Source organism: Lutibacter sp., from assembly GCF_016342705.1.
GTDB lineage: Bacteria > Bacteroidota > Bacteroidia > Flavobacteriales > Flavobacteriaceae > Lutibacter.
In genome coordinates this window covers 1-26,508 of record NZ_JAEINV010000003.1, presented here as the reverse complement: position 1 = coordinate 26,508, position 26,508 = coordinate 1, and the positions used below count along the sequence as shown (strand labels likewise).

Here is a 26,508-nt window from a genome sequence, read left to right as displayed (position 1 = left end):
GTTTTGCTTACAATATTTCATTTTTCTTATTTTAAAGTTCAAACATACAAAATTATTTCCAATCGATATCTTTGCTCAAATAAAATTATTATTTAGTACTTTTGATTTCTAATTATTTTTTTATGAAAAACATAGTATTTATATTCATAATTTCACTAGCAATTACTCAATGCTCATCGCAAAATACTTCTTATACTGATGAAATAAAACTATTTCAATATGAGCTAAATACTGAATATGCAGATAAATCTAAATCTCCTTTAACAGAGGAAGATTTCAAATCATTTAAATCGTTAGATTTTTTTGAAATTAATGAAAAATATAAAGTGATAGCTGAGTTTGAATTAACACCAAATACGCCCATTTTTGAATTAAAAACCACAACAGATAGATTACCATTATATAGAAAATATGGAATTGCAACTTTTATTTTAGAGGGTAAAAAACACACATTAAATATTTATCAAAGTCAAGATTTAATGAATTCTTTGGAATATGAGAATTATCTATTTTTACCTTTTAACGATGCCACAAATGGAAAAAGCAGCTATGGCGGCGGACGGTTTATTGATTTAGAAATTCCAAAAGACGGCAGAAAAACTATAGTAATAGATTTCAATAAAGCATACAACCCTTATTGCGCCTACAATCACAAATATTCTTGTCCAATTCCTCCCAAAGAGAATTTATTAGCAATTCCCATTTCAGCCGGAGTAAAAGCCTATAAAAAACATTAAAAAAAGAGCTTTCTAAAAAGTATTTGGAAACGTCATTCTGAACTTGTTTCAGAATCTCATCTTACGGGGCATCAATCCCTATGAGAACCTGAAACAAGTTCAGGTTGACCATTTTTCCACTTTTTAGATAGCTCTTTTAAAATTTATAAAAGAAATATATTAATGCTGATTTAAACGAAAGTCTGGATATGCATCCATACCATGCTCGTGAATATCAAGCCCTTCTTGTTCTTCTTCAGCAGAAACTCTAATTCCAACAGTTTTCTTTAAGGTATAAATAATTCCAAAAGAACTAATTACACAAAATGCACCAATAGCAACAACACCTAATAATTGAGTTCCAAATTGCGACCAACCAGCTAAATCCCCAAAGATTCCCACAGCTAAAGTTCCCCAAATACCATTAATTAAATGTACTGCAATAGCACCAACAGGATCATCTAATTTCATTTTATCAACCAAAGCAACACCTAAAACAATTAAGGCACCTGCAATAAATCCAATTACAATAGAATCGGTTACACTCATTACGTCGGCCCCTGCAGTAATACCAACCAATCCACCTAAAATTCCGTTTAAAAACATAGATAAATCATATTGTTTATATTTAAATAATGAGACTAAAAATGCAGATAACCCACCAGCTGCAGCTGCCATACAAGTTGTAACTAATACTTTTGAAGTTGCTCCTGGATCTGCAGAAAGAACAGAACCACCATTAAATCCAAACCAACCTAACCATAAAATTAAAACTCCTGCAGTTGCAAAAGGAACATTATGTCCAGGAATTACACCTATTGATCCATCTTTTTTGAACTTTCCAATTCTTGCACCTAATAAATATACTGCAACTAATGCTGCCCATCCACCAACTGAATGCACCAAAGTAGACCCTGCAAAGTCATAAAAACCTAATTCATCTAACCAACCTGCTCCCCATTTCCAAGATCCTGCAATTGGATACACAACTCCAACATATATTATTGTAAAAATCATAAATGCTCCCAATTTCACTCTTTCCGCTACCGCACCAGAAACTATTGTTGCAGCAGTTGCAGCAAACATTCCTTGAAATAAGAAATCTGTCCAATACGTATAATGACCATCAGCATAAGCAATAGTTAATCCATTTGCTGGTTCATTTAATCCAAATAAACCAAAAAAGTAATCTGGAATTACCCCCCCAATAAATGACCCCGGGTACATTAAGTTAAACCCAACTAATGCATAAAGCACCAATCCTATAGAGATTATAAATACATTTTTAAATAAGATATTAATAGTGTTCTTTTGTCTCGTTAAACCAATTTCTAACAATGAGAATCCTAAATGCATTAGAAAAACTAATGCAGTACAAATCATCATCCATACATTGTTAATTGTAAATATTGTTTCTTCCATAATATAATTTCTAAATTTTTATTTTAAAGATTCTGAACCAGTTTCTTTTGTTCTTATTCTATACGTTTCAATAATATCTGAAACAAATATTTTCCCATCCCCAACTGCACCTGTATAAGCTGTTTTTAACAAAACATCAATAGTTCTATCTAAAAATGGGTCTGAAACTACGATTGATAAATATCTTCTTTGAATATCTGAAGTACTATAACTAACACCTCTATATACGTGTCCTTCTTTTTCATTACCAACTCCTGTCACATCCCAATAGCTGAAAAAATTCACTTCAATTTGGTGTAACGCATCTTTAACTTCCACAAATTTTGATTTCCTGATTATTGCTTCAATTTTCTTCATAATTGTACTTTTTTATAATTGATTCGGCCAAAAATATATTATTTTTTCTTTAACCCCTAATTTTTTTAGGGTGTAAATTTTATTTTTAATAAATAATTACTTTTACCCCTTATTATTTTATAGTTAACTATAAATAATTGCTATTTATTAAAAATTCAATAAAATAAAATCACCCTTAAGAATTAATCCTAAGGATGATTTTTAACTAAACCTCAATTAAAATATTATAGTGAAAACCCAAATGTTAGATAAACATTTTCAGCATCAGGATTAATAGTTAGAGCTGCATTTACAGGTAAACTAAAAGAATCTGAAATTTTGATTTCTTTTGAAGCACTGATTCCTAAATTAATTAAACCAGAACCTGAAGTAAGATAATAACCCGCATCATCCATAAAAACAGCACCAGCAAAAATTCCAAAATCAGCGGAACCAATGGTAGTTCCATAACTAATTTCAGCATACGTAGAATACGCCTGATCTCCGTTTGAATCTAAATCCGCATTTCCAGCAACATTAGTAGCAAGGGTAAAACCAAAATCCCCAGCCGTATAACCTAACATTAATTCTAAAACATGTCCATTATATTTTAAATAATCCATAGCAACACCTTCCGAAGGGAAGAAATAATCCGTCAATGTAATTGAGAAATTATCTGTCGCATTAAAAGTTGCGTATAAATCTGCCTCCTGACCTGCAGAAACTCCACCAGTTGAATAAGCACCCCAAGCACCAAATGCAAATTTACCTGTTGACAACTCTACATAAGGCTGTAAACTAGGGCTACTCCCTCCAAATTGAAGACCTCTCCAAATATATCTTGATTGCACATCTAATCCTAAATCTAATGAAGAACCTGATTCTTCTTGAGCATTTATTGCCGTTATCGATAATAATGCCACAAAAACTAATACTATACTTTTAATTGTTTTCATTCTTTTTAATTTTAATTATTAATAATTGATTGATTGAATATTGTTATTTTAATTTATTTAATCGTTGTAAACATTCGCTTTATGCTCATGAATATCTAAACCATCTATTTCCTCTTCCTTAGAAACTCTTAATCCAATTACTTTCTTCAAGGTAAATAACACTACAAAAGCAGTTGTCATAGCCCAAGTCCCAATTGCAATAACACCCGTTGCTTGCACTCCCAATAAATGAAATCCACCACCATAAAACAATCCACCATCTACCGCAAACACACCAACTAGTAAAGTACCAAACGCACCACAAACTCCGTGCACTGAAACCGCACCAACTGGATCATCTACTTTTAATTTTTTATCAATAAATTCAATAGAGAACACTACTAAAGCCCCTGCTAAAACACCAATTATAGCAGCTCCCATTGGACTTACAGCAGCACAACCAGCAGTTATTGCAACCAAACCAGCTAAAGCACCGTTTAATGTCATTGAAATATCTGGCTTTTTATACAGTCCCCAAGAAACAAACATTGCTGATATTGCAGCTGCAGCTGCAGCCAAATTTGTAGTAATAATAATCCCAGCAACAGCATTCGCGTTATCTCCAGAGATGGCCAACTGAGACCCTCCATTAAAACCAAACCATCCAAACCACAAGATAAATACACCTAAAGCACCAATTAATAAGTTATGGCCTTGTATTGCATTTGACTTACCATTAGTATACTTTCCAATTCTTGGCCCCACTAAATAAGCCGCAACTAACGATGCCCAACCACCAACAGAATGCACAACAGTTGATCCTGCAAAATCAATAAATCCAAGGTTTGTTAACCAACCCTCACCTTGCCAAACCCAGTGACCTGAAATTGGATAGATAAAAACCGTCATAATCATTGAAAAGATAAGATATGTTGTAAACTTTGTTCTTTCTGCAATTGCTCCTGAAACAATAGTTGCTGCCGTTGCCGCAAAAACTGTTTGAAAGAATAAGTTATGCATATTTTCTGAGTCACTAAAAAACAAACTTGGACTACCAACAAACGACCCAATAGTATCTCCATACATTATTGTGTATCCTATTGCCCAAAAACCAAGACTTCCAATACAAAAGTCCATAATGTTTTTCATTATTATATTTCCCGCATTTTTACCTCTTGTAAATCCTGTTTCAACAAGCGTAAAACCCGCCTGCATAAAAAACACTAAAATACCCGCTATCAAAATCCATAGTAAGTCTAAAACTCCATTAGTATCCATAATATTTAATTTTTTTAAAGTTTAAAATTGATTTTTTATTATTTTAAGGCGTCAGATCCTTTTTCTTTGGTTCTTATTCTATATGTCTCCTCAATATCCGAGACAAATATTTTTCCATCTCCAACCACACCTGTATATGCCGTTTTTAACAAAACATCCATTGTTCTATCTAAAAATGGATCAGAAACCACAATTGATAAAAACCTTCGCTGAATATCAGACGTGCTATAACTAACACCTCTATACACATGACCTTGTTTTTCATTTCCAACACCAGTTACGTCCCAGTAACTAAAAAAATTAACCTCAATAAGATGTAAAGCCTCTTTAACTTCATCAAATTTTGATTTTCTAATAATTGCTTCAATTTTCTTCATAATAAAGTGATTTTTATAATTGATTTCGAAGCAAAAATATATTTAATTTTTTTTACCCCCTAATTTTTTAGGGGTATCAATGTTATTTTTGTGTTTTATTTATTTTTAACCCTATTTTTTTATAGGTATAAAAATAATATAGTTCTATTTTATCGAATATAATCGAATAAAATAGAACTATAAATAAGTTTTGAAGTTAAAAAATAGGCCTTAAAGTAGTTTTGAAATGTAAATTCCAGCAAAAACTGCTGAAAAACCTACTAGCAAGGAAATAAATGTGTAAACTAAGAAATTGAAGTAATCACCATTTTTTATAAAAAGTTGATTTTCGTAAGCAAACGTGGAGAAAGTTGTAAAACCTCCACAAAAACCTGAAGCTAATAATAATGATTGACTTTGGGACATATTAGAAGTTTTGGATAAATAACCTAAAATAACTCCTATTAATAAGCTCCCCAATATATTTGCCAAAAAGGTTCCATAAGGAATATAGTTTCCTGAAGTGTTTAAATACTTGCCTATAAAGTATCTGGCAACACTTCCAAACCCACCTCCTATAAAAACCAAAATAGCTTGTTTCATTTATATTTAAGTTAAAAACCTTAGATGCTATTTGAATTTCACTTTATCAGCATCAATCCAATTCCATTTACCTTTTACAACACCTTCTTGTAAAGTTAAAATTCCAGGATTTGCTCTAATAATAGTTTTCAACGTTGTTTCATCACAAAACAACATATCAAAATTCAATTCAAACTCTTCTTTAATATCAATAAACTCATCACTTAAAGATGCGGAAAGTGCATAAACTGAAAATCCATTTTGCAAAGCTTTATCTGTAACTGTTTTAATATTAGTAAAACCGTCTCTATCACTTTTACTAATATTATACATAATAATCAACATTACATTTTTATCTGTTAACACTTTATCAGTTAAATTTTCACCATCATTAGATTCCAAATAAAAATCATGAATTGGCGGTAATTCTTGCCCAACAAACTCCATTCCTTCAGGAATACTTTTACCAATAGCATACGGTCTAAAATCTATAATTGGTAAATGCACCAATACATAGTACGTAATATATAAGAATGTAAAAAACGAAAGAAACGTAGACCATTTAGCAATTGTTACACTAATAATAGGTGTAATTAGTTTTGCTTTCCAAACCAAAACTAAAATTAAAGCTATTAAAACAACATTTTTATAAAAAGTTCCCCAAGTAGATAATTTTACAGCATCACCAAAACATCCACAATCTGTCACCTTATTGTAATAAGCGGAATACCAAGTTAAAAATAAAAATACAGTGATTAAAAGCAATAAACTCCAAGCTGTAAATTTTGGTAAATACCCAACAAATAGCATAACCCCTAACATTATTTCAGCCAAAATTAATACTATTGAAAATGGTAAAGAATATGGAATTAAAAATTCCAGATTTAAAACATCAACTCCAAAATATTCCTGAAATTTATATGATGAACCCAGCGGATCAACCAATTTCACAAATCCTGAAAAAATAAATGTGAACGCAACAAAAAACCTACAAATTTGAACTAATACTTTCATTTTCTAATCTTCTTTTAAATGAATCAGTGCAAAAACAGCATAATTAATCATATCCTGATAATTGGCATCAATTCCTTCTGAAACAATTGTTTTTCCTTTATTATCTTCTATTTGTTTTACACGTAATAATTTTTGAAGAATTAAATCTGTTAATGAACTCACGCGCATATCGCGCCAAGCTTCACCATAATCGTGATTTTTATCTTCCATTAATTTTTTGGTAATACTCACGTGCTTATCATACAACTTTACAGCTTCATCCATCGCTAAATCTGGCTGTTCAACAACACCTCTTTCTAACTGAATTAAAGCCATTACAGAATAATTAATAATTCCGATAAATTCAGAAACTTCACCTTCATCCACTTTCCTTGTTGAATTTTCTTGTAACTGACGAATTCTTTGTGCTTTAATAAATATTTGATCGGTTAAGGATGGTAATCTTAAAATTCGCCAAGCACTCCCATAATCTTTTAGCTTGTTACTATATAAGGTGCGGCATTTTTCAATAACCTCATCGTATTGTTTTGAAGTTTGTTGCATGTAACTTTAATTATTTCCGTAAATTTCCAACAAATTTAATGAATTAAAAAATCAATTCCCTATTTATGAAGAAAGTTGCTGTTTTTTGTGGTTCCAGTTTAGGATTTAATGAAATATATAAGAATGATGCTATAAAATTAGGGCTTCATTTTGCTGAAAATAACATTGGATTAGTGTATGGCGGTGGGAAAATAGGAATGATGGGCGTTATTGCCGATACCATTATTGAAAAAAAAGGGGAAGTTATTGGTGTTATTCCTGGGTTATTGCGGCATGAAGAAGTTGCGCATACCAATATTACTGAAATGATTGTTACTAAAACAATGAGCAAACGAAAAGTAAAAATCAGCAAATTGGTGGATGGATATATTGCATTGCCTGGTGGATTTGGAACCTTAGATGAAATTTTTGAAGCCCTAACTCTAGGACAATTAGGTATTGAAAAAAAACCAGTAGGAATTTTAAATACCAACGGATTTTTTAATCACCTTATTAAACAATTAGATGTCATGGTAACTGAAGGTTATTTAAAACAATCTAATAAAGAAATGCTGATTGTTAGTGAATCTGTTGACGATTTAATTACCAAAATGTTTAACTACCAAGCTCCAGACATGAGTAAAGTAATTAATAAAGTAGTTAGTTAATGAAAAGTATAAATTGTAAAGGAAATTTAATTAATCTTTCTTCACCAAAAGTGATGGGTATTTTAAATATTACGCCAGATTCTTTTTTTGACGGTGGAAAATTTAATAATACCACTTCCATTATTTCACAAGTTGAAAAAATGCTAAGCGAAGGCGCAACTTTTATTGATATTGGCGCATATTCCTCACGTCCTGGCGCAAAACATATTACCGAAGAAGAAGAATTAAGTAGAATTATACCTGTTGTTGAATTATTAATCAGTGAATTTCCGGATATTTTAATTTCTATAGATACTTTTAGAAGCGCTATTGCCGAACAATGTATACAAAAAGGCGCAAGTATAATTAATGATATTTCAGCAGGAAGTATGGACAAAAATATGTTTTCAACTATTGGAAAACTACAAGTACCATATATTATGATGCATATGCAAGGAACACCTCAAAATATGCAAGAAAACCCAACGTATGTAGCTATTGTAAAAGATGTTTTACTGTATTTCTCCAAAAAACTTACAGAATTGCGTTCACTTGATGTAAACGATATAATTACCGATGTTGGTTTCGGCTTCGGAAAAACCTTAGAACATAATTACAATTTATTAGCTAACTTGGAGTTATTTAAGAATTTAGAAGCTCCAACTTTGGTTGGTTTATCAAGAAAATCAATGCTTTTTAAACCGTTGGGAATTTCAGCAAAAGAAGCTTTAAACGCAACAACTATTGCAAATACCATAGCACTAACAAAAGGCGTTAATATTTTAAGAGTGCACGATGTAAAAGAAGCTATGGAAGCCATAAAGATTGCGGAATTATTAAAAAATAATTAAATGAAACATATAACAATTATATTTCTTACTCTATTACTTATAAGCTGTAATAAAAAAGAAGTTAAAATTCCAACCTTGGCTGAAAAAGGAATTCAAGAAGTATTTAATCACTCACAAGTTTGGTTTTTCTTTGATGTAAAGGAAAATGATACTATTGCCATTTTAAATAGAAAAAACACTATTAGCACAACACATTGGATTTATAATATTGATAAAAGATTACCATTAAAAGCAATAATTTCATCTCTTATAATATTACAAGATAAACACAAAAACTCATTACATTCAGAAGAAGGAATGCATGATTACTTTAGTTATTCTGATACTATTTCAAAAAAATTATCTTTTTTAGAATTTGATACTGTTATTTTTAAAACGGATAGCTTATTATCTAAATTTGAAATTAAATTAAATAGTGACACCTATAAAAATTATAACAACATTAATATTACATTTAATTCAAATAACACTTGGATAAACGATTCTAAAATAGAAACAGATGAATTTAAAAATACGTTGCTTGAATTTATAGATTTCTCTTCTGAAGGAAAACAAACAATGCTTCATCTCAATTTTAATGAAGATTTAACATATCAAAAATATTTATTTTATAAAACTATGGTTCAATCAATAAAGTCTCCAAGTATTTTAATCAATAATTTTGAATATGTTTTTAATTCAAAAAAAGTTCCAGATTGCGGTTGCGAATAACTATTTAGTGTGCAATCTTTTTCCTATTTTTACAAAAAATACTAACTAAATGCTCGATTTTTTAGACTTCACCTTTTTAGATGCTTTAGACATTTTATTAGTTGCTACTTTATTGTATTACATATATAAATTGTTAAAAGGAACTGTTGCCATCAATATTTTTATTGGAATTGCATTGGTGGTTTTAATATGGAAAATTACAGAAGCATTGCAAATGAAAATGCTAAGCAGTTTATTAAACGCATTAATTAGTTTAGGAGCAATTGCTATATTAATTGTATTTCAGCCAGAAGTTCGGAAGTTTTTATTAATGATTGGATCTACTAATTTTACGAATAGAAAGAATTTTTTAAAGCAGTTGAAATTTTTAAATACTGAAGTACAAACCGCTATGGATGTTGAAACTGTTGTTGCAGCTTGTGAGGCTATGGCAAACACAAAAACAGGCGCTTTAATTGTATTAGAAAGAACTCATAATTTAGATTTTGTAAAGCCTACAGGCGATAAAATGAGTGCCGAAATTAGCTTGCCATTATTAGAGAGCATTTTTTACAAAAACAGCCCGCTACATGATGGCGCTATTATTATTAAAGATAATTTTATTATTGCAACACGTATAATTTTACCATTATCTACCAAAACATTGCCTTCTCGTTTTGGATTAAGACATAGAGCTGCCATTGGTATTACTGAAAAAACGGATGCACTTTGCCTAGCTGTTTCAGAAGAAACTGGAAAAATATCTTATATAAAAAATGGGGAGTTTGTTTTATTTAATTCTATTAACGAATTAATTGAAACCATTAGATACGATTTAAATTAAAGCTTCATTAGCAAACTGCATATCATATAAGTTTTTATAATAACCTTCTTTAGAAAGCAACTCTGCATGAGTACCTTGCTCTACAATATTACCTTTATCCATTACAATAATTCTGTCTGCTTTTTTAACTGTTGTTAACCTATGTGCAATAATTATTGACGTTTGGTATTGTGTAATTTTATCTGTTGCTAATTGAATTAATTTTTCGGAATACGAATCTATTGAAGAAGTTGCTTCATCTAAAATTAACACACTTGGTTTACTTACATAAGCTCTTAAAAAAGCAATTAATTGTCGTTGTCCTGCTGATAACATTACGCCACGCTCTTTCACATTATAGTTGTAATCGTTTGGTAAACTCATAATAAAATCGTGTATTCCAATTTCTTCTGCAGCTCTTTTTACCTCTTCTAAAGAAATTTCGTAATTATTTAATACAATATTATTATAAATGGTGTCAGAAAAAAGAAATACATCTTGCAACACTACCGCAATTTGCTTTCTTAAGGATGTTAATGTATAGGCATCTACATTATTCCCATCAATACAAATTTCACCATTATCAATTTCATAAAAACGATTTACTAAATTAATAATTGTTGATTTTCCAGCTCCAGTAGCTCCAACAATGGCAACAGTTTCACCTGCTTTTACATCTAAATTTATACCTTTTAAAACTTCTTCTCCTTTTATATAACTAAAATGAACATTTTTAAAAGAAATATCACCTTTAAAATGAGTTGCCTCTAAATCACCTGTTTTAGCAATTTTACTATCTGTGTCTAATACTTCAAAAACACGATCTCCAGCAACCATTCCCATTTGAAGTGTGTTAAATTTATCTGCAATTTGACGCAATGGTCTAAACAACATTTGAGACATCATAATAAAAGCAATTATTTCACCTGCATTTGTTGCTCCAGAAGAAACTACATCTAATCCACCATACCAAACCGATAACCCAACGGCTATTGATGATAAAATTTCAGCAATTGGAAAGAAAATAGAATAATACCAAACTGTTTTTATATATGCTTTTTTATGTTTATCATTGATATTTACAAAATTATTATACTCTATTTTTTCTCTATTAAAAAGCTGAACAATGTTCATTCCTGTCACTCTTTCTTGTACAAAACCATTTAAATTAGCAACTTGCAAACGAACTTCCTGAAAAGAAGCTTTTATGGCAATTTGAAATAATTTAGTAGCATAGATTAAAATTGGCAAAACAATAAATGAAATTAATGCCATTTTCCAATTCATCCACAACATTACAATTGCAACCACAAACATTTTTAAAATATCACTAACAATCATAAATAATCCTTGCCCAAAAAACTGTGCAATTGTTTCAGTATCTGAAACCAATCTAGTTACTAATTTCCCAACAGATGAATTATCAAAATAGGTCATTTTAAATTGCAGCATATGCTTTTGCAGTTTAATTCTAATATCTTTAATAATATGTTGCCCCAACCAATTCACTTTATAAATAAATATAAACTGTAAAAAAACTTCACTAAACAAAAAAACCATCATTAATAAAGAATAGTCTAACAATCCCTGTTTATCCTTATTTTCTAAGTAAACGTTTACCACTTTTTGCAATAAAATAGGCTTCACTACAGAAACTAACGATAGTAAAATGGCAGAAATTATTCCTATAAAAAATTGCATTCTATAGTTTTTTGCAAATCCCATTAAACGTTTAAAAATAACTGGATCAAACGCTTTACCTGTAACTTTTTTACTCATTAATAAATATTGTTTTTGGGTATTCAACCTTTGTTAAAAATAGTCCGTGGGCAGGTGCTGAAGGCCCAGCATTGCTTCTATTTTTACTTTCTATAATTTTTTTAAAATCTTCAATGGATATTTTGTCTTCTCCAACTTTTATTAAAGTTCCAACTACTGCTCTTACCATATTTCTAAGAAATCTATCTGCAGAAATATGAAAAATTAAAAATTCACCACTCTCAATCCACTCAGCATTTGTAATTGCACAGTTATATGTTTTTACATCAGAATTTGAACGAGAAAAACATTGAAAATTAGTGTAAGTTAATAAAATTTCAGCCGCCTCATTCATTTTATCAATATTTAACTTTTTATTAATAAGTTGATACGTTGTTTCTGTTAAAAACGGGTTTCTTCCTCTATAAATACGGTATTCATAACTTCTGGAAACGGCATCAAAACGCGCATGTGCTTCATCTTCAACCTTTAAAACGGCATGAATTACAATGTCTTTTGGTAATAGCGCATTTAACTTATAAAGTACTTCTTCTTCATTAAATTCATTTTCCAAATCAACATGCGCATACATTTGCTCCGCGTGTACACCACTATCTGTGCGCCCAGCTCCCAAAATATCAATATTAACTCTAAAAACAGTAGACATTGCTTTATTTATAAGTTCTTGCACGCTTATTGCGTTGGGCTGATATTGCCATCCGTGATAATTAGTTCCTTTATATGATAATTCAATAAAATATCTCAACTGAAATGTTATTTTTGCACCGATGCAAATATACAGCATATTTACAATTTCTTTATTTTTAAAACGAAATGAAAAAAATTTTACTGCTTTCAGACACTCATAGCTATATTGATGACCAAATTTTAAAATTTGTTAAACTGGCTGATGAAGTTTGGCACGCAGGAGATATTGGTTCGTTAGAAGTTGTTGATACCATAAAAAAATTAAAACCATTGCGAGCAGTTTATGGTAATATTGATGACCATTTAATGCGAACAGAATTTCCCTTAGATTTAAAATTTACCATTGAAAATGTTACTGTTTGGATTACTCACATTGGAGGTTACCCTAATAGATATGATTTTAGAATAAAAGAAGAATTAGCTAAAAACCCACCAAAATTATTTATTTGTGGACATTCTCATATTTTAAAAGTTATTTATGATAAAAAGTTGAATTTACTACATATGAATCCTGGCGCAGCTGGCAAACACGGTTTTCACAAAGTTAGAACAATTCTTCGCTTTGAAATTAATGAAGAAAACATCTCCAACTTAGAAATTATTGAACTGGAAAATCGTTAATATATTATTGGAACGGAAATAAAAATACGGGTTCCGCCTTTTATTGAGTTTACTTTAAACAAACCTTGCAACACACTTATTCTGGCTTCAATTTGGCTAATACCAATACCATCTTTTTCCTGAATTTTCTCAACATCAAATCCAATTCCATTATCACTTACAACAACTTGTAAATTACCTTCAATTTGCTCTAGTTTGATTAACCCTTTGTTTGCGCCACTATGTTTTAAAATATTATTTAATAATTCATTTATGATATTAAATATTTTAATTTCAAAATTCTGCTCAAAACGAGATAGGTTTTTATGCTCACATTCAATAATTAAATTAGAATTTGAAGATTTCTCACATAAATCTTGAACCGCCATTCCAAGTCCAAACTTTAACAAAACTGCTGAAATTAAATTGTGCGACAAATCTCTAATTTGATCTGAAGCTTCTTTTAAAATACTTTGAGATTTCTCAATTTCTTGAGGAACTATTCCCTTTAATTGTTTTTTGCTGGCGTACAAATGTAAATTTGCAGCAGACAACAAAGCACTAATATTGTCGTGTAAAATTGATGCTATTTTTTTACGTTCTTCCAATCTTCCATCTAAAGTTGCTGTTAAAATTTTCAATTGAAAATCTCCTTTCACTTTTTCAACTTTACTTTGATGGACTAATTTCTCTTGTTCAATTTTTAGTTTATAATTTTTTTTCCGTAATTTAATTATTTTGTACAAAACATAAATACCTGATAAAAGAATTAAAATAGCCACACTCAAACCATACGTTAAATACTCTGCTTCTTTTCTTTTTGCTTTTTCAATTTCAGCTTCCTTAGCTTTAGACTCAACATTATACTTAGATTCAATTTCAGCAATTTCTTTATATTTTAACTCTTGATTTAAAGAGTCATTTAATGAGAAATATTTATCCTGATATTCAAATGCCTTTTCAAAATCTTTTAACCCACTATAGGCATATGCCATATTTATATATGAAGTGTTTCTAGTTTTTTTCTGAAGTTCCTTTTGACCAAAACCAACCAATGCCAAAGCACTTTCAAAAGTTTTAAGCGCTTCTTTGTATTCACCAGTCATATAATAAATACCTCCTAAATTATTTAAAATACCTGCTTCAATTTCTTTGTTTCCTAAAATTCTTTGATATTCTACAGCTATTTTAGAATGTTCAATAGCTTTTGGATAATTGGCTTTTAAATAATAAATTCCTGAAAGATTTGCGTGTACTTTTGCTTTTAAATCGTATTTTTTCTCAATTTGGTTTCCTATAAAAATAGATTTTTCATAATTCACCATAGCACTATCTACATTGCCTTCATATTGAAAATTCCCACCCTTTTTAAAGTAAATAATTTGAATTTCATCTTTATTTTTTTGAGCGGAATTTAACGCGTTTGTTAAAAAACCATTAGATTTAATATAATCTCCATTATCCCTATAAATATCTGCTAACAGCAAATTTACCTCTAAAATTAGTCGATTATTTTTTTTATGATTAGCTTCCTTTAAAAGTACATAAAGTCTTTCCAGCGCATCCTTTGTATTGCCTTCTGCTAATAATTTTTTAATTGCTATAATTTCTTTATTCTCAGAATTAACTTGAAGTTCAAATTCCGTAAAAAAGTTTTTAGAAAAGGAATTTTGAATGGTAAATACCAATAAATTAAAAAGTATAATTTTACAAATAGTAAGTCTTAGTTTGTACATATTAAATAAATATAAATACTAAGATACCTAAACTAAGTCATTTTTTAGCGCATAAATAGCTAATCCAACAACATTTTTTACATTTAGTTTTGAAATTAGGTTTTTTCTATGTGTTTCAACAGTATTAACAGAAATATGTAGTTCTGCACTTATTTCTTTTGTGTTATATTGTCTTGCAATTAATTGAAGCACTTCTAATTCACGTGGAGTTAATGAGCTAAAAAATGGGCCATCTTGAGAAATAGACTCTTTACTTGTAGATTGTTTGTTAAAAGTATTTAATAGCTTTTGCTGTATACTTTTTTCTAAATATTGTTCTCCTTTAGAAACTTTAATAATTGCTTCAACAATATTTTCTCCGGCACATTTTTTAGCTAAAAAACCAACTGCACCTATCTTTAAGACTTCTTTAATTAACTTAACATCATCATAACTAGATAAGACAATTACTTTTTGTTGAAAATTTTGTTTTACAAAGTTTTGCAGAACTGCAATTCCATCAACTTTTGGCATATTAATGTCTAAAATTAAAACATCAGCTTCATTAGCAGCAAACCAATTTAAAACATCCGCACCATTAAGTGAGTACCCAACAACTTCAATGTTTTCTTCAGAAGATAAAACTGCAATAATACCATCAATTAAAATTTGATGGTCGTCTGCAATATGTACTTTGATCTTTTCCATCTTTTTCCTCATTTCAAATATATTTAATTAGATAATCTTAAACATACCCAAAAGTAGTGATATTTATTTATCACTGAAAACCGTTAGAAATAAAAAACCATTTCAATAAAAATTGAAATGGTTTTTTTGCACATAATATACTAAGATGTTAGGTTTATCTCAATCTATCCACAGATTTTACAAGTTCTTCATCCCTTTTTATTGCTCTATTAGCTAACACAACTAACACAATGGACAAAATAGGAATAACTAACCCAATACCTTTCTCAGAAACTATTGTTTCTCCAGATAAATTTTGTGAAAAATATATAAGAACACCTAATAAAATAAAATTGATCAAAATTGATAGCCTTCCCAAAACAAATTGCAATTTTCTATTCTTAAATAGAAATATTGTAAAAAATGTTAAAAATGCTGAAATAAAAAATAATACCGCCATCATCAATAACCATGTATTTCCAGAATTAAAAGCATCTATAACAAAAAACGAAATGCCTTCCACATTTTTCCATAAATCAAAAACAAATATTAGTCCACCTGAACCAATAGTTGCAAGCAATAAATAAACGGTTTGAATTCTTTGAATCATATTATATTTTATTGTTTGCAAAAATACATTTTATTTTTAAAGAATTAAATATAACTATATAAAATAAATTTATATATTTGCATTATTGATACTCATAATTGTGTACAACAACTACAACCAAAACTTATATCACCACAATTGATTTACTCACAATTAAATTCTTAACAATTAAGAAACTACAATTAATACATTAACAATTATTATATATTTAAATAATGTTTGAAATTTCCCAACTAAAGGAGAAAACCCTTTTAGAATTACAAGAGATTGCTAAAACTATTGGAGCTAAAAAATATAGTCAACTAAAAAAATTAGATTTAGTGTATGCTATATTAGACATCCAAGCAGCAACTCCTGTTAACGTTACACAAAACGAAAAAGCCAATGATAGCGATGGCAAAATAAAACGAAAAAGAATCGTTAAAAAAGCTAAACCTAACAAGGAAAATGTAAAAGCTGCCAACCCTTTTAAAAAGACTATTATTTCCGATGTACCATCTATAGTAACTGAATCAACAGTAGAAACTACAACAGCTACAGAAGTGACTTCAAAAGAAATAGCTTCAAAAGAAGCTCAAACTATCAACAAGCCAGTTTTTAAGGAAGTTATTAAAAAACCAGATGTTAGAAAAGTAGTAAAACCTTTACCTGCTCAACCCAAATTAGATTTTGAGAAAACCGATAAAGAAGTAAATACTAATGAAAAACCAACTCCAATTCAGGCTAAAAGGGAGCGAATAAATCCTAATCAACAAAATAAACCTAAACACCAAAATAAGCCTCAAGGTCAAGGAAATCCTCAACAAAACAACCAACAGAACACTAATACACCGCAAACACCTAACCAACCTAGAGACACTAAAGTACCTAGAAAATCTGGCAATAGATATAGAGATCCAGATTATGAATTTGATGGAATTATAGAAAGTGAAGGTGTTTTAGAAATGATGCCTGATGGTTATGGATTTTTAAGATCGTCGGATTATAATTACCTTTCATCACCAGATGATATTTACTTATCTCAATCTCAAATAAAATTATTTGGGTTAAAAACAGGAGATACAGTTAAAGGTGTAGTTAGACCACCAAAAGAAGGTGAAAAATATTTTCCTTTAATTAGAGTCTCTAAAATTAATGGTTTAAGTCCAAATGTGGTAAGAGACAGAGTTTCTTTTGAGCATTTAACACCATTATTTCCTCAAGAAAAATTCAACTTAGCAGGTAAAAACAGTACACTTTCAACTAGAATTATTGATTTATTTTCACCGCTAGGGAAAGGACAAAGAGGTATGATTGTATCTCAACCTAAAACTGGTAAAACAATGTTATTAAAAGACATTGCTAATTCAATTGCATCAAATCATCCTGAAGTTTATCAAATCATCTTATTAATTGACGAAAGACCTGAAGAGGTAACCGACATGCAACGAAGCGTTAAAGGTGAAGTTGTAGCGTCAACTTTTGATGAACCTGCAGAAAAACACGTACGTGTTGCTAATATTGTTTTAGAAAAAGCTAAAAGATTAGTAGAATGTGGACACGATGTAGTTATTTTACTTGATTCAATTACACGTTTAGCAAGAGCCTACAACACAGTTGCACCAGCTTCTGGAAAAATTTTATCAGGTGGTATTGATGCAAATGCTTTACACAAACCAAAACGCTTTTTTGGAGCTGCAAGAAATATTGAAAACGGAGGTTCTTTATCTATTATAGCAACTGCTTTAACTGAAACTGGTTCTAAAATGGATGAGGTTATTTTTGAAGAATTTAAAGGTACAGGTAATATGGAGCTTCAATTAGAACGAAATATTGCAAACCGAAGAATATATCCTGCTATTGATTTAGTGAAATCTAGTACGCGTAGAGATGATTTACTATTAGATGCTAAAACAGTTCAACGTATGTGGGTTTTACGAAAATATCTTGCTGATATGAACCCTGTGGAAGCTATGGAGTTTATTAAAAGTAAAATTCAATACACAACTTCAAATGATGAATTTTTAATCTCTATGAACGGTTAAAATAATCACTTTTTAAGGTTATAATTTATAAAACCAGAGAATTGAATTCTCTGGTTTTTTTTATCACTATAAATGTATTTATTTAAAAAAATAACTTGTGAACCAACAATTCATTAAATAAAAAAGACCGAGATTTATCTCGGTCTTTTTTTATGTTTAAGTAGTAAATTCTAATTAAAAGAATTTAGCTCTATTATCAACAATATCAGCATTATCCTCTAACACTTGGTACAATTGATAACTTCTTGCTCCTAATTTTGCAACAATTTGTTTACGGAAATTATCATAATTTTCCAATTCAGCTGGATTAGGTCTATTCGTTACTTTTACAATAAACACACCCTTATCACCTTCAATTAAACTAGAAACTTTATTAACTCCCAAAGTAGACATAGCTCCAACAACTCCCGGCTCATTTCCAACTCCTGAGATTAATGGGCTAGCCATTGTTATTAATGAAGCCGCACTAACAGTTGAATTAGAATTTTTTGCAACTTCTTCTAAGGTAGCTCCTGTCATTTTCTTTTTAATTAATTCAGCTTTCTTTTTATTTATAAGTTCAGGACGAATTTGCGCAATTAAATCTGAAGTTATTACAGTACCGTTTTTATCTGTTTTATTTTTTAAAACAACAACCACATAACCTCTGTTTCCATTCACATCAAAATCAAATCTTTTAGAATCACCAATTTCTCTTGAAGCATCAAAAGACCAAGTTACAATTTGACGTTGGTTAAGTAACCCTGGTAAATTTTCATCCAATGCTTTTAAATTAAAGGCTGATTGAACATTGTAGCCATTTTCTTTAGCAATATCTTCTAGATTACCTTCACCAGCTAATTTAGACGCTAATGTTTCAGCGCTTTCAAAAATAGCATTCTCTGTTTCTTCAGAAGGTTCAATTAATCTTGAGAATGTAGCTAATTTAACAGCTGGTTCTGCTTTCTTTTGCTCATCAACGCTAATTACATGGTAACCAAATGCAGTTTCAACAACTCCCATTGTACCAGCGTTATTTTTGTAAATAAAGTTTGCAAAATCCTTATCAAAAGATTGCGAAAATGCTTGATCTTTTCTAATCCAACCTATATCACCACCTTTTCCTTTTGTTCCATCAGTATTAATTTCATCAGCTATTTCAGCAAATTTAGTTTTATTACCTTTTACTAAAGCAAACACACTATCAGCAGATTTCTTTGCTTCTTCTTTAGTTTTTAATGAAGTAGAACGAGTAGCTCCAACAAATGGAATTAAAATGTGACTTGATTTAACAGAATCTGCAATTTGAACAGTCTCAATAACTTTTGAAATTTTATAAAAACCATTTTCTTTATAAGGCCCTACAACATCACCATTTGATGCTGCAAAAATTTCTTCTGAAATTGTTGCAGGAAGTTGATTTTTATATTTATAACCTTCAGTCATTGGTAAATCAGACTTGTTGTCATTCATAAAAGACTCATAGTGAGTAGCTGTTTTTAATCCTGCAATTTGAACTGTAGTTTTAGCAGCATTACTGTACTCTTCTCTATCGTTAATATAGCTTTCAACTACACTTTTCACTTCTGCATCATCTTTCTCTGAAGGAGCAATATCAAATTTTACATATTCTAAGGAACGTGTAGCTTCAGACTTAAATTTCTTAGTGTTATTTTCTAGATATTTTTTAATCTCATCTCTTGAAACAACAGTTAAACTATCACTTATAGAAGAATAAGGAACAAAAACATACTCAGCATCTATTTTGGTGTTTTGAGATAAATAATCTCGTCTACCTTCAGCTAAAGATGCACCTAAACCAGCACTCACTAACGATGTGTATGCCTGACGCTCTAAATTTTGTTTAATGTTTTTTTCTGTAGCTAACCAATTTACCCAAGCTTCTTTATTACCTGCTTCAGCCTCGTCCTTTAAATTAGCAATATATTCTTTTAACTTTTCTTCGTCAAATAAATTTGCTTCATTTTTAAACATAGGAGAATTTTGTACTTCAGGTAAAGAAACCATCGCGTCCCAAATATCTTTTTCACCAACTACAATACCAGCTTTTTCTAACTGGTTTGCAAACATTTTTTCACTTACCATAGCATTCCAAACAGCGTTTACAGCTTGCATTTGAGTTGCTCTTCCTCCGCTTTGTGTTCTATAAGCTTCTACTTGTTGTGCAAATTCTTCTCTATCAATATCATCTCCATTAACTTGACCTATTGAATTAATTTTGCTTGAACTGAAAAAATTTTGAATTGAGCTTGGATCAAGTACAAATGCAAATAACGCTAATCCTACAATTAGGATTAAAAACATTGAACGATCTCTAATTTTTGATAAAATTGCCATTATATTATTTCTTTTATTACAGTTTGCGAAAATACAATTTAGTATTTAATTATGAAAGTTAATTGAATATTATTAACCAGTATTTGGATGAGTTTTTTATATAATTTTTCAATTAATCAGCTTTATCCATTACTTTCACATAAACTTCCATGATTTTTGAAGAATCTACCTTTAACATTTTGAAATGAAGATTGTTAATTTTAATTATTTCATCTTGTTTTGGAATGTCTTCGTTATGATAAACTATAAAGCCTCCTAAGGTTTCATAAGCTTCATCTTCTTCAATATTTAGATTGTAATTCTCATTTAAATAATCTACCTCCAAGCGCGCTGAAAATTCAAATTCACGATTATTAATTTGATTTTCTAAAAGCTCTACAGTATCGTGTTCATCAATTATTTCACCAAATAGCTCTTCTACAATATCTTCTACAGTAATAACTCCTGATGTTCCTCCAAACTCATCTAAAACAACAGAAATACTTCGTTTCTTTTTAATTAAAATGTTTAAAACATTATTAATCATCATACTTTCAGGAACAAATTCTACAGGTAATAGAATGGATTTAATATTTTTTGGTTTTTTAAATAATTCAAATGCATGTGCGTATCCTAAAATATCATCAAGAGACTCATTATACACCAATATTTTAGAATATCCTGTTTCAATAAATAATTTTTTTAAGGCCGAAATATTTTCCTTAATATCAACTGCAACAATTTCAGTTCTTGGAATCATTATTTCACGTGCTTTTACAGTATCAAATTCTAGGGCATTTTGAAATATTTGAATTTCAGAATCTACATCATCACTACCATTAGAATGTTCTAATTGGGTTGAAATATAATTTCCAAGTTCTTCTTTACTAAATTCTGTTTGTTGAATATCTTTATCTGAATTAAAAATAATTTTTAAAAAGAAATCTGAAATAAAAGTTATAAAATTAGATATATAATGAAATATTATATAAAAAACATAGGTAACAGGTGCTAAGAAAACTAACGTTTCATTGGCGTAAATTCTAAAAATTGCTTTCGGTAAAAATTCGGCTGTAACTAAAATAACCAAGGTAGAAATTACAGTATGAATTATTAATATACCAATTTCATTAAATGTTCCATTTGGCAGTAAATCTGTTAAAAACTTACCCATTGAAAAACTGTAAACTACTAATGCAATGTTGTTACCAACCAACATGGTTGTAATAAATTTTGATGATTTTGCCGTAAGCTTCCCTAATATTCTTGAAGTAAAACCTTCTTTCTTTTTTTCTAATTCTATTTGAAATTTATTAGCCGACACATAGGCTATTTCCATTCCAGAGAAAAAAGCTGAAAGTAAAATTGAAATTAAAATAACAACAATATCAATCCCCATTTAATTTTTATTTCGGTTTTGAATTCGATTTCTAAATCTTCTTTTGAAAAAATACATAAAAATTGCAACTACAGCAAATAACAGCATTAAATAGGCTTTTTCTCTATCTGCATTCCAACTCAACACTGTTTCAACAATAAAAACAATAGCTATTATTAAATAACCATACTCAAATATTTTATAAATTTTATTCATTTCTTAATCTTTAATTTCAATAACTCCACTTTGGTTTTTAACCCACCATTTTTTTAAATCTTCAGATGCTTCAAAACCTATTCCATTAATTGTATCAGTTTCAGTATAAAAAACAAATCTTTTCTCTGTAAAAAAGTAATGTGTTTTTTGATCCCAATAAACTTCTTCCGTTGTTAACTTCGTTTTTTCTTTATGGTTAATAATTATTACATTATTTCTCAATTCAGACACTTGTGTTAACCTATAATTTTTAGCATAATCACCTTCTATAGTTACAGAATCTTTATTTTTATCAATAGTCGTAATTTTAATTCCTTTAGGGAATTCTGAATATGGATGCACCTTTCTATTGTCAAAATCTAGCATTACTGGCGCCTTCATTTTAACATCTATTCTACCGGAATCTGTATGCTTATGGTCAATATTATAAGATTCACCTATTGGTAAATTTTTATCTGCTAAAAAATCACGCACTTCTTTTGCGTCATTTTTACACGAAAAAAACATTGCCATAGTTATAACTACAGCAATGTTTATTATATTTTTTACAACTGATTTTGTCATTCAACAAATATAATCAATTATACTATTTTAAAACTATTTATTAAGGAACTCTAACAGTTTCATTAATCCAACAGTTAATTTTAAACGATGTACCAGATTTTACACCCGCAACAAATAAATCTTTTGTAGTTGGAATATTTTCTGAATAACTTGCAATATATTTATTTGCATGACCACTAATACTTGGATCTACAGCTTTTGCTTTATATGCCATATTTAAAGCAGCTACATATACCATTCTTTTAGAAACTACATCATCTCCACAAGAATTAGCACTAGTTGCATACATACTTGCAATTAATAAATAGGCTTTTCCCATTGTTGGTGCATAATCTAATGCTTTATAACAATAGCTTCTAGCTTCACTTTTTCTACCTTGCTTACTTAAAATTCTAGCAACTTTATATAAATTTCCAGCTTTTTTATAAGTATCAGTTTCCTGATCAATAGCTCTCTTAAAATAATCCATTGCTTTGTTAGTTTCTCCTCTGTTCATTAGGATATCTGCATAAAAAACAGAAGCAGAAGGTGAAGGATCTGCATGTACATAGGCTTCAACCAATTTTGGGTAGAAAGGGTCTCCAGTACATTCTTTATTAAACATTCTTGATACTGCTCTTTTTAACCATTCTGCATTTGTTTTGTTCTCTTCAAAATACTTTTTATTTAAAGGTATTAAGTTTTCACAAGTTGAAATTGCAGATAATTTAGCATCTAACCCTGTTTCAACTAATGATAAGTTAGTTAAAACTTGTTGGTATGCATCTCTATTTTTAACATCTTTAGAACTTAATCTAGTAGAATCTTTCGCGTTAATAATATCAATTTTCTTAGTGTATTCTTCTCTTTTTAATTCAAGACCTTCACTTACTTCATCATACGTATCAAAAACTTTTTGAGCATCAGTATCTTTATTTTTATTCAAAATTATATCAAAATACTTATAGATATTTCTAGCATTTACCGCAGTAACATCAGCCTTAAATGCCTTTTCAATCCAACCAAAAACTTCATCATCAGAAGCACCTTGATCTGCTTTAAAGCTAGCTACATCATTATATACATCAGCTGCATCGTCTGGAAAATGTTGTAATCTTTGTGTATAAACTCTCATTACTAGTTCTCTTGCAGCTGGTTTATCTGCTTCAGTAGCATTCTCTAATCTATCTTCAGCAATTTTAATACCCATCTTATAAATATTTACTGATAATGTAGGACAATTATCCATACACCATATCCAGTTCTCATAAGCAGTATCATATTTTTTAGAGCTGTAGTCTCCTTTAAAAAGATTGTATTTAATATAACAATCATTATTATCTTCTTGAGAAAACACAACCGATACCGAAACTACTAAAAATAGTACTGTTAAAATTTGTTTCATTTTTTTCATCTTCTTGTTCTTTTATTAAAATATTTCTAATTTTCTAAACCATTTATCGTTAAGCGAAAGACTTAATCTAAAATTTACATAATTTTCTTTAACTAATCCATTTGAGACTTCACCTCTTTTTCCAAACTCAAAACCTAAATTTAAATTTGATAACTGGTTACTCACTGGTAATCCTATACCAAAAGATATGCCAAAATCATCAATTGCAGTGAAATCATTCCCACTTCCTAAACCATCTACTAAAAGTCCCGTTTTCTCTAATTTAACACCAGCTCTATAAGTAACTCTATTCCAGTAACTTGTAATTGAATTGTATTTTGGAATATAGTAACCACCTAAAGATAACTTATTAGAATCATCATATTTAATTTTAGAATAATTACTAAAAACACTACCGCTTAATTCAATTGCTTTTTGATAACTATAATCAATCCCTGCGTACCATTTATTTTCCTTACCAACTCCAACTCCTAATGAACTTTTCAAAGGATATTTCATAACACCTTCGCTTTCTGTACTTAAAATTGTATCTTTTGGTGTTTCATAAGAACCTAAAGAAACAGAATACAAATATTCATTCCCGTTAGATTTAATCTCACTTTCTAGGTTAAAATTCCCTCCAAAGTGCAAATTTAATTTATTTTTTAATTCCTTCTTATATTGAAAGCCAGTATTTAATGAAAAACTTTTAACATTTGCAATTGTTTGGTATTTAGTTGCTAATGTTACATCTTTAATTTGATTAACTACACTATTATCAATTTTACCAAATAAATAATTTCCTTGCAATCCAACACTAAAACCTTTAAATACTTCAAATCCAAATCCTAAAAAAACTTTATTTGTTCCGCCTTCTCCATTATAAAAAGTTATCTCTTCTAACTCATCACTTGATGAATAAGTATTAGAAGTTAAAGAATAGCCTACAGATGAATTTGGCAACAATCCAAAGGTTAAACCTCCTTTTTCACCCAAAGGAATTCCTAAAGCTAAATATGATAAGTACGTTGCTGCCGCTTTTTGTTTATCCGTACCATCATTTGCTCTAATATTTTTATTTTCAAGACCAATTGCATACGTTGTAAAACTTAATGATGAATTTGATGCTGGGTTAGATAAATTTAAATGAAAACTATCATCTAAAGAAACCCCAATACCACCCATACTTAATTGTTCTACCGTATTTGAGCTATTAACATCTCCAATACCAAAAAAAGAATATGCTGAAGTGTTGTTTTTTTGAGCAAAACTACCAATTGTTATAAATAGAGTTGTAAATACTACTATTATTTTTTTTACCATTTATTTTAAATTATAGGTCAAAATTGAGTTCAATCCTTCTAATAAGAAATTAGAATTGGCAAAGATGCTATTTTTTAATTTATTTGACAAGAATTTAACGTCACCACCTGTTAAAACTACTGTTAAATCTTCATTTTTAATTCTATACCTTTCAATTATTGAGTCCATTTCACCTAAAACACCATTAATTATACCAGAATGAATGCTTGTTTCTGTAGAATCTCCAATTAATTGAACATTAAAATTGGGCTTTAACAAAGGTAATTTTTTTGTAAATTTTTTTAAGGACTTATATCTAATATTAATTCCTGGAGAAATTGCACCACCATAATAGTTGGCTTTAGCATCAACAAAATCATAGGTTATACAAGTTCCTGCATCAATAACTAATACATTTTTTTTTGGAAATTGAGAAACAGCTGCAGCCACCAATCCAATTCTATCTACTCCAAGCGTTTTTGGGGTGCTATATTTGTTGAAAAAAGGAATTTTCAACGTTGAATTTACCTGAATAAGTGGAATTTTTTCTTTAATTGTATTTATTTCTTCAATTTTTAAATCACCAACTGAAGAAATTATTGCATTATTACACTTATACTTTTCAATACAATTTACAACCTCTTCTAAAAAATTATGAGTCGTAAATGCTTCATTATAAATCATTTTGCTATTGTTAAAAACAGCTAATTTAATTCTCGTATTTCCGCAATCAATTATTAAGTTCATATAATTTTTTAAGAAGTATCAAAAATACAACAGATTTTTTTAAAATTGTTTTGATTTGTCTAAAAAATACATTTATATTTGCAACCGCTAAAGCGATGGTGCCTTAGCTCAGTTGGTAGAGCAAAGGACTGAAAATCCTTGTGTCCCTGGTTCGATTCCTGGAGGCACCACCATAAAAACCCAAACATAAGTTTGGGTTTTTTAATTTATAATGTTAATAGAAACAAAAAAAGCTATTGAAAAATCAATAGCTTTTTTTGTTAAAACTGTCCCGTCCTAAAATAAGTTGACACAAAATCAACTTATTATGTATTATTCAGAGAAACCGCTTAAGAAGCG

Annotated in this window: 27 protein-coding genes and 1 tRNA gene; 8 read left to right on the top strand and 20 right to left on the bottom strand. The window is 29.5% G+C overall.

Features of this window, described 5'->3' with window-relative positions; all coding sequences use genetic code 11:
* Window positions 1–122 precede the first annotated feature (122 nt).
* A complete protein-coding gene (locus JEY78_RS03770) occupies window positions 123–737 on the top strand; it encodes a DUF1684 domain-containing protein (RefSeq protein WP_291846857.1) in 615 nt (204 codons plus the stop codon).
* A gap of 159 nt (window positions 738–896) precedes the next feature.
* Here JEY78_RS03770 and JEY78_RS03765 read toward each other — a convergent pair whose 3' ends face one another.
* The 8 genes from JEY78_RS03765 to JEY78_RS03730 all read right to left on the bottom strand — a co-directional run bounded on the left by JEY78_RS03765 (window position 897) and on the right by JEY78_RS03730 (window position 7,182).
* Window positions 897–2,138, bottom strand: coding sequence for an ammonium transporter (locus tag JEY78_RS03765; RefSeq protein WP_291846855.1), 1,242 nt, complete (start codon window positions 2,136–2,138; stop codon window positions 897–899).
* A gap of 18 nt (window positions 2,139–2,156) precedes the next feature.
* Window positions 2,157–2,495 carry a P-II family nitrogen regulator gene (locus JEY78_RS03760; protein WP_291846854.1) on the bottom strand — a complete coding sequence of 113 codons (339 nt, stop codon included), beginning with the start codon at window positions 2,493–2,495 and terminating at the stop codon, window positions 2,157–2,159.
* A 224-nt stretch (window positions 2,496–2,719) separates the two neighbouring features.
* The gene (locus JEY78_RS03755; protein ID WP_291846853.1) at window positions 2,720–3,430 is read right to left on the bottom strand and encodes a TorF family putative porin; all 711 of its coding nucleotides are present in this window, start codon (window positions 3,428–3,430) and stop codon (window positions 2,720–2,722) included.
* 57 nt (window positions 3,431–3,487) lie between these two features.
* Window positions 3,488–4,687, bottom strand: a complete 1,200-nt coding sequence (locus JEY78_RS03750; RefSeq protein WP_291846852.1) for an ammonium transporter — start codon at window positions 4,685–4,687, stop codon at window positions 3,488–3,490.
* 38 nt (window positions 4,688–4,725) lie between these two features.
* The gene (locus JEY78_RS03745; RefSeq protein ID WP_291846851.1) at window positions 4,726–5,064 is read right to left on the bottom strand and encodes a P-II family nitrogen regulator; all 339 of its coding nucleotides are present in this window, start codon (window positions 5,062–5,064) and stop codon (window positions 4,726–4,728) included.
* Between the two features lie 210 nt (window positions 5,065–5,274).
* On the bottom strand, window positions 5,275–5,646 hold the full coding sequence (crcB, locus tag JEY78_RS03740; RefSeq protein WP_291846850.1) for a fluoride efflux transporter CrcB: 372 nt from the start codon (window positions 5,644–5,646) through the stop codon (window positions 5,275–5,277).
* 27 nt (window positions 5,647–5,673) lie between these two features.
* Window positions 5,674–6,639, bottom strand: a complete 966-nt coding sequence (locus JEY78_RS03735; protein WP_291846848.1) for a DoxX family protein — start codon at window positions 6,637–6,639, stop codon at window positions 5,674–5,676.
* Between the two features lie 3 nt (window positions 6,640–6,642).
* Window positions 6,643–7,182, bottom strand: a complete 540-nt coding sequence (locus JEY78_RS03730) for a DUF1599 domain-containing protein (protein ID WP_291846846.1) — start codon at window positions 7,180–7,182, stop codon at window positions 6,643–6,645.
* Between the two features lie 65 nt (window positions 7,183–7,247).
* Here JEY78_RS03730 and JEY78_RS03725 point away from each other — a divergent pair, with 65 nt between their 5' ends.
* The 4 genes from JEY78_RS03725 to cdaA are packed head-to-tail and all read left to right on the top strand — an operon-like array spanning window position 7,248 to window position 10,193.
* Entirely contained in the window at window positions 7,248–7,829 is a 582-nt protein-coding gene (locus tag JEY78_RS03725; protein ID WP_291846845.1) for a TIGR00730 family Rossman fold protein, read from the top strand.
* Entirely contained in the window at window positions 7,829–8,659 is an 831-nt protein-coding gene (gene folP, locus JEY78_RS03720) for a dihydropteroate synthase (RefSeq protein WP_291846844.1), read from the top strand. Before JEY78_RS03725 ends, folP begins: the two co-directional genes overlap by 1 nt.
* On the top strand, window positions 8,660–9,370 hold the full coding sequence (locus JEY78_RS03715; protein WP_291846843.1) for a hypothetical protein: 711 nt from the start codon (window positions 8,660–8,662) through the stop codon (window positions 9,368–9,370).
* Between the two features lie 49 nt (window positions 9,371–9,419).
* Window positions 9,420–10,193 (top strand): diadenylate cyclase CdaA, encoded by a 774-nt coding sequence (gene cdaA, locus JEY78_RS03710; RefSeq protein ID WP_291846841.1) that lies wholly within the window; start codon window positions 9,420–9,422, stop codon window positions 10,191–10,193.
* Here cdaA and JEY78_RS03705 read toward each other — a convergent pair.
* Window positions 10,185–11,951 (bottom strand): ABC transporter ATP-binding protein, encoded by a 1,767-nt coding sequence (locus JEY78_RS03705; protein ID WP_291846840.1) that lies wholly within the window; start codon window positions 11,949–11,951, stop codon window positions 10,185–10,187. The two genes, cdaA and JEY78_RS03705, sit on opposite strands and share 9 nt — an antisense overlap.
* Window positions 11,944–12,696 (bottom strand): tRNA pseudouridine(38-40) synthase TruA, encoded by a 753-nt coding sequence (gene truA / locus JEY78_RS03700; protein WP_291846839.1) that lies wholly within the window; start codon window positions 12,694–12,696, stop codon window positions 11,944–11,946. Before truA ends, JEY78_RS03705 begins: the two co-directional genes overlap by 8 nt.
* Before the next feature lie 68 nt (window positions 12,697–12,764).
* Here truA and JEY78_RS03695 point away from each other — a divergent pair, with 68 nt between their 5' ends.
* The gene (locus JEY78_RS03695; protein WP_291846838.1) at window positions 12,765–13,259 is read left to right on the top strand and encodes a metallophosphoesterase family protein; all 495 of its coding nucleotides are present in this window, start codon (window positions 12,765–12,767) and stop codon (window positions 13,257–13,259) included.
* On the opposite strand, the gene JEY78_RS03690 is transcribed toward JEY78_RS03695, so the two are convergent.
* The 3 genes from JEY78_RS03690 to JEY78_RS03680 all read right to left on the bottom strand — a co-directional run bounded on the left by JEY78_RS03690 (window position 13,256) and on the right by JEY78_RS03680 (window position 16,250).
* Window positions 13,256–14,974, bottom strand: coding sequence for a tetratricopeptide repeat protein (locus tag JEY78_RS03690; protein ID WP_291846837.1), 1,719 nt, complete (start codon window positions 14,972–14,974; stop codon window positions 13,256–13,258). The two genes, JEY78_RS03695 and JEY78_RS03690, sit on opposite strands and share 4 nt — an antisense overlap.
* Window positions 14,975–15,001: 27 nt before the next feature.
* The gene (locus tag JEY78_RS03685) at window positions 15,002–15,661 is read right to left on the bottom strand and encodes a response regulator transcription factor (RefSeq protein WP_291846836.1); all 660 of its coding nucleotides are present in this window, start codon (window positions 15,659–15,661) and stop codon (window positions 15,002–15,004) included.
* A 154-nt stretch (window positions 15,662–15,815) separates the two neighbouring features.
* Window positions 15,816–16,250, bottom strand: coding sequence for a DUF4293 domain-containing protein (locus JEY78_RS03680; protein WP_291846835.1), 435 nt, complete (start codon window positions 16,248–16,250; stop codon window positions 15,816–15,818).
* Window positions 16,251–16,465: 215 nt separating this feature from the next.
* Here JEY78_RS03680 and rho point away from each other — a divergent pair, with 215 nt between their 5' ends.
* Window positions 16,466–18,274 (top strand): transcription termination factor Rho, encoded by a 1,809-nt coding sequence (rho, locus tag JEY78_RS03675; RefSeq protein ID WP_291846833.1) that lies wholly within the window; start codon window positions 16,466–16,468, stop codon window positions 18,272–18,274.
* A gap of 174 nt (window positions 18,275–18,448) precedes the next feature.
* On the opposite strand, the gene JEY78_RS03670 is transcribed toward rho, so the two are convergent.
* The 7 genes from JEY78_RS03670 to JEY78_RS03640 all read right to left on the bottom strand — a co-directional run bounded on the left by JEY78_RS03670 (window position 18,449) and on the right by JEY78_RS03640 (window position 26,169).
* Window positions 18,449–20,611, bottom strand: a complete 2,163-nt coding sequence (locus JEY78_RS03670) for a peptidylprolyl isomerase (RefSeq protein WP_291846832.1) — start codon at window positions 20,609–20,611, stop codon at window positions 18,449–18,451.
* Window positions 20,612–20,723: 112 nt separating this feature from the next.
* Complete coding sequence (locus tag JEY78_RS03665) at window positions 20,724–21,989, bottom strand: hemolysin family protein (protein ID WP_291846831.1); 1,266 nt, start codon at window positions 21,987–21,989, stop codon at window positions 20,724–20,726.
* Window positions 21,990–22,184, bottom strand: a complete 195-nt coding sequence (locus JEY78_RS03660; RefSeq protein ID WP_291846829.1) for a hypothetical protein — start codon at window positions 22,182–22,184, stop codon at window positions 21,990–21,992. It abuts the gene before it with no gap.
* A gap of 3 nt (window positions 22,185–22,187) precedes the next feature.
* Entirely contained in the window at window positions 22,188–22,748 is a 561-nt protein-coding gene (gene lptC / locus JEY78_RS03655; protein WP_291846828.1) for an LPS export ABC transporter periplasmic protein LptC, read from the bottom strand.
* Between the two features lie 40 nt (window positions 22,749–22,788).
* Entirely contained in the window at window positions 22,789–24,141 is a 1,353-nt protein-coding gene (locus JEY78_RS03650) for a hypothetical protein (RefSeq protein WP_291846826.1), read from the bottom strand.
* Between the two features lie 15 nt (window positions 24,142–24,156).
* Entirely contained in the window at window positions 24,157–25,443 is a 1,287-nt protein-coding gene (locus JEY78_RS03645; protein WP_291846824.1) for a hypothetical protein, read from the bottom strand.
* Window positions 25,444–26,169: a type III pantothenate kinase gene (locus JEY78_RS03640; protein WP_291846823.1), complete on the bottom strand. Its 726-nt coding sequence runs from the start codon at window positions 26,167–26,169 to the stop codon at window positions 25,444–25,446.
* A 97-nt stretch (window positions 26,170–26,266) separates the two neighbouring features.
* Here JEY78_RS03640 and JEY78_RS03635 point away from each other — a divergent pair.
* Window positions 26,267–26,342, top strand: a tRNA-Phe gene (locus JEY78_RS03635).
* Window positions 26,343–26,508: the final 166 nt, after the last annotated feature.

Excerpts from the sequence above, each read along its gene's own strand:
- lptC (WP_291846828.1), bottom strand. The coding sequence starts at position 22,748 with ATGACAAAATCAGTTGTAAAAAATATAATAAACATTGCTGTAGTTATA.
- JEY78_RS03705 (WP_291846840.1), bottom strand. The coding sequence starts at position 11,951 with ATGAGTAAAAAAGTTACAGGTAAAGCGTTTGATCCAGTTATTTTTAAA.
- JEY78_RS03660 (WP_291846829.1), bottom strand. The coding sequence starts at position 22,184 with ATGAATAAAATTTATAAAATATTTGAGTATGGTTATTTAATAATAGCT.
- JEY78_RS03725 (WP_291846845.1), top strand. The coding sequence starts at position 7,248 with ATGAAGAAAGTTGCTGTTTTTTGTGGTTCCAGTTTAGGATTTAATGAA.
- JEY78_RS03670 (WP_291846832.1), bottom strand. The coding sequence starts at position 20,611 with ATGGCAATTTTATCAAAAATTAGAGATCGTTCAATGTTTTTAATCCTA.
- JEY78_RS03735 (WP_291846848.1), bottom strand. The coding sequence starts at position 6,639 with ATGAAAGTATTAGTTCAAATTTGTAGGTTTTTTGTTGCGTTCACATTT.
- JEY78_RS03755 (WP_291846853.1), bottom strand. The coding sequence starts at position 3,430 with ATGAAAACAATTAAAAGTATAGTATTAGTTTTTGTGGCATTATTATCG.
- JEY78_RS03645 (WP_291846824.1), bottom strand. The coding sequence starts at position 25,443 with ATGGTAAAAAAAATAATAGTAGTATTTACAACTCTATTTATAACAATT.
- JEY78_RS03680 (WP_291846835.1), bottom strand. The coding sequence starts at position 16,250 with ATGATTCAAAGAATTCAAACCGTTTATTTATTGCTTGCAACTATTGGT.
- JEY78_RS03685 (WP_291846836.1), bottom strand. The coding sequence starts at position 15,661 with ATGGAAAAGATCAAAGTACATATTGCAGACGACCATCAAATTTTAATT.
- JEY78_RS03745 (WP_291846851.1), bottom strand. The coding sequence starts at position 5,064 with ATGAAGAAAATTGAAGCAATTATTAGAAAATCAAAATTTGATGAAGTT.
- crcB (WP_291846850.1), bottom strand. The coding sequence starts at position 5,646 with ATGAAACAAGCTATTTTGGTTTTTATAGGAGGTGGGTTTGGAAGTGTT.
- JEY78_RS03665 (WP_291846831.1), bottom strand. The coding sequence starts at position 21,989 with ATGGGGATTGATATTGTTGTTATTTTAATTTCAATTTTACTTTCAGCT.
- JEY78_RS03760 (WP_291846854.1), bottom strand. The coding sequence starts at position 2,495 with ATGAAGAAAATTGAAGCAATAATCAGGAAATCAAAATTTGTGGAAGTT.
- JEY78_RS03640 (WP_291846823.1), bottom strand. The coding sequence starts at position 26,169 with ATGAACTTAATAATTGATTGCGGAAATACGAGAATTAAATTAGCTGTT.
- rho (WP_291846833.1), top strand. The coding sequence starts at position 16,466 with ATGTTTGAAATTTCCCAACTAAAGGAGAAAACCCTTTTAGAATTACAA.
- folP (WP_291846844.1), top strand. The coding sequence starts at position 7,829 with ATGAAAAGTATAAATTGTAAAGGAAATTTAATTAATCTTTCTTCACCA.
- JEY78_RS03750 (WP_291846852.1), bottom strand. The coding sequence starts at position 4,687 with ATGGATACTAATGGAGTTTTAGACTTACTATGGATTTTGATAGCGGGT.
- JEY78_RS03715 (WP_291846843.1), top strand. The coding sequence starts at position 8,660 with ATGAAACATATAACAATTATATTTCTTACTCTATTACTTATAAGCTGT.
- JEY78_RS03730 (WP_291846846.1), bottom strand. The coding sequence starts at position 7,182 with ATGCAACAAACTTCAAAACAATACGATGAGGTTATTGAAAAATGCCGC.
- JEY78_RS03650 (WP_291846826.1), bottom strand. The coding sequence starts at position 24,141 with ATGAAAAAAATGAAACAAATTTTAACAGTACTATTTTTAGTAGTTTCG.
- JEY78_RS03770 (WP_291846857.1), top strand. The coding sequence starts at position 123 with ATGAAAAACATAGTATTTATATTCATAATTTCACTAGCAATTACTCAA.
- cdaA (WP_291846841.1), top strand. The coding sequence starts at position 9,420 with ATGCTCGATTTTTTAGACTTCACCTTTTTAGATGCTTTAGACATTTTA.
- JEY78_RS03695 (WP_291846838.1), top strand. The coding sequence starts at position 12,765 with ATGAAAAAAATTTTACTGCTTTCAGACACTCATAGCTATATTGATGAC.
- JEY78_RS03765 (WP_291846855.1), bottom strand. The coding sequence starts at position 2,138 with ATGGAAGAAACAATATTTACAATTAACAATGTATGGATGATGATTTGT.
- JEY78_RS03690 (WP_291846837.1), bottom strand. The coding sequence starts at position 14,974 with ATGTACAAACTAAGACTTACTATTTGTAAAATTATACTTTTTAATTTA.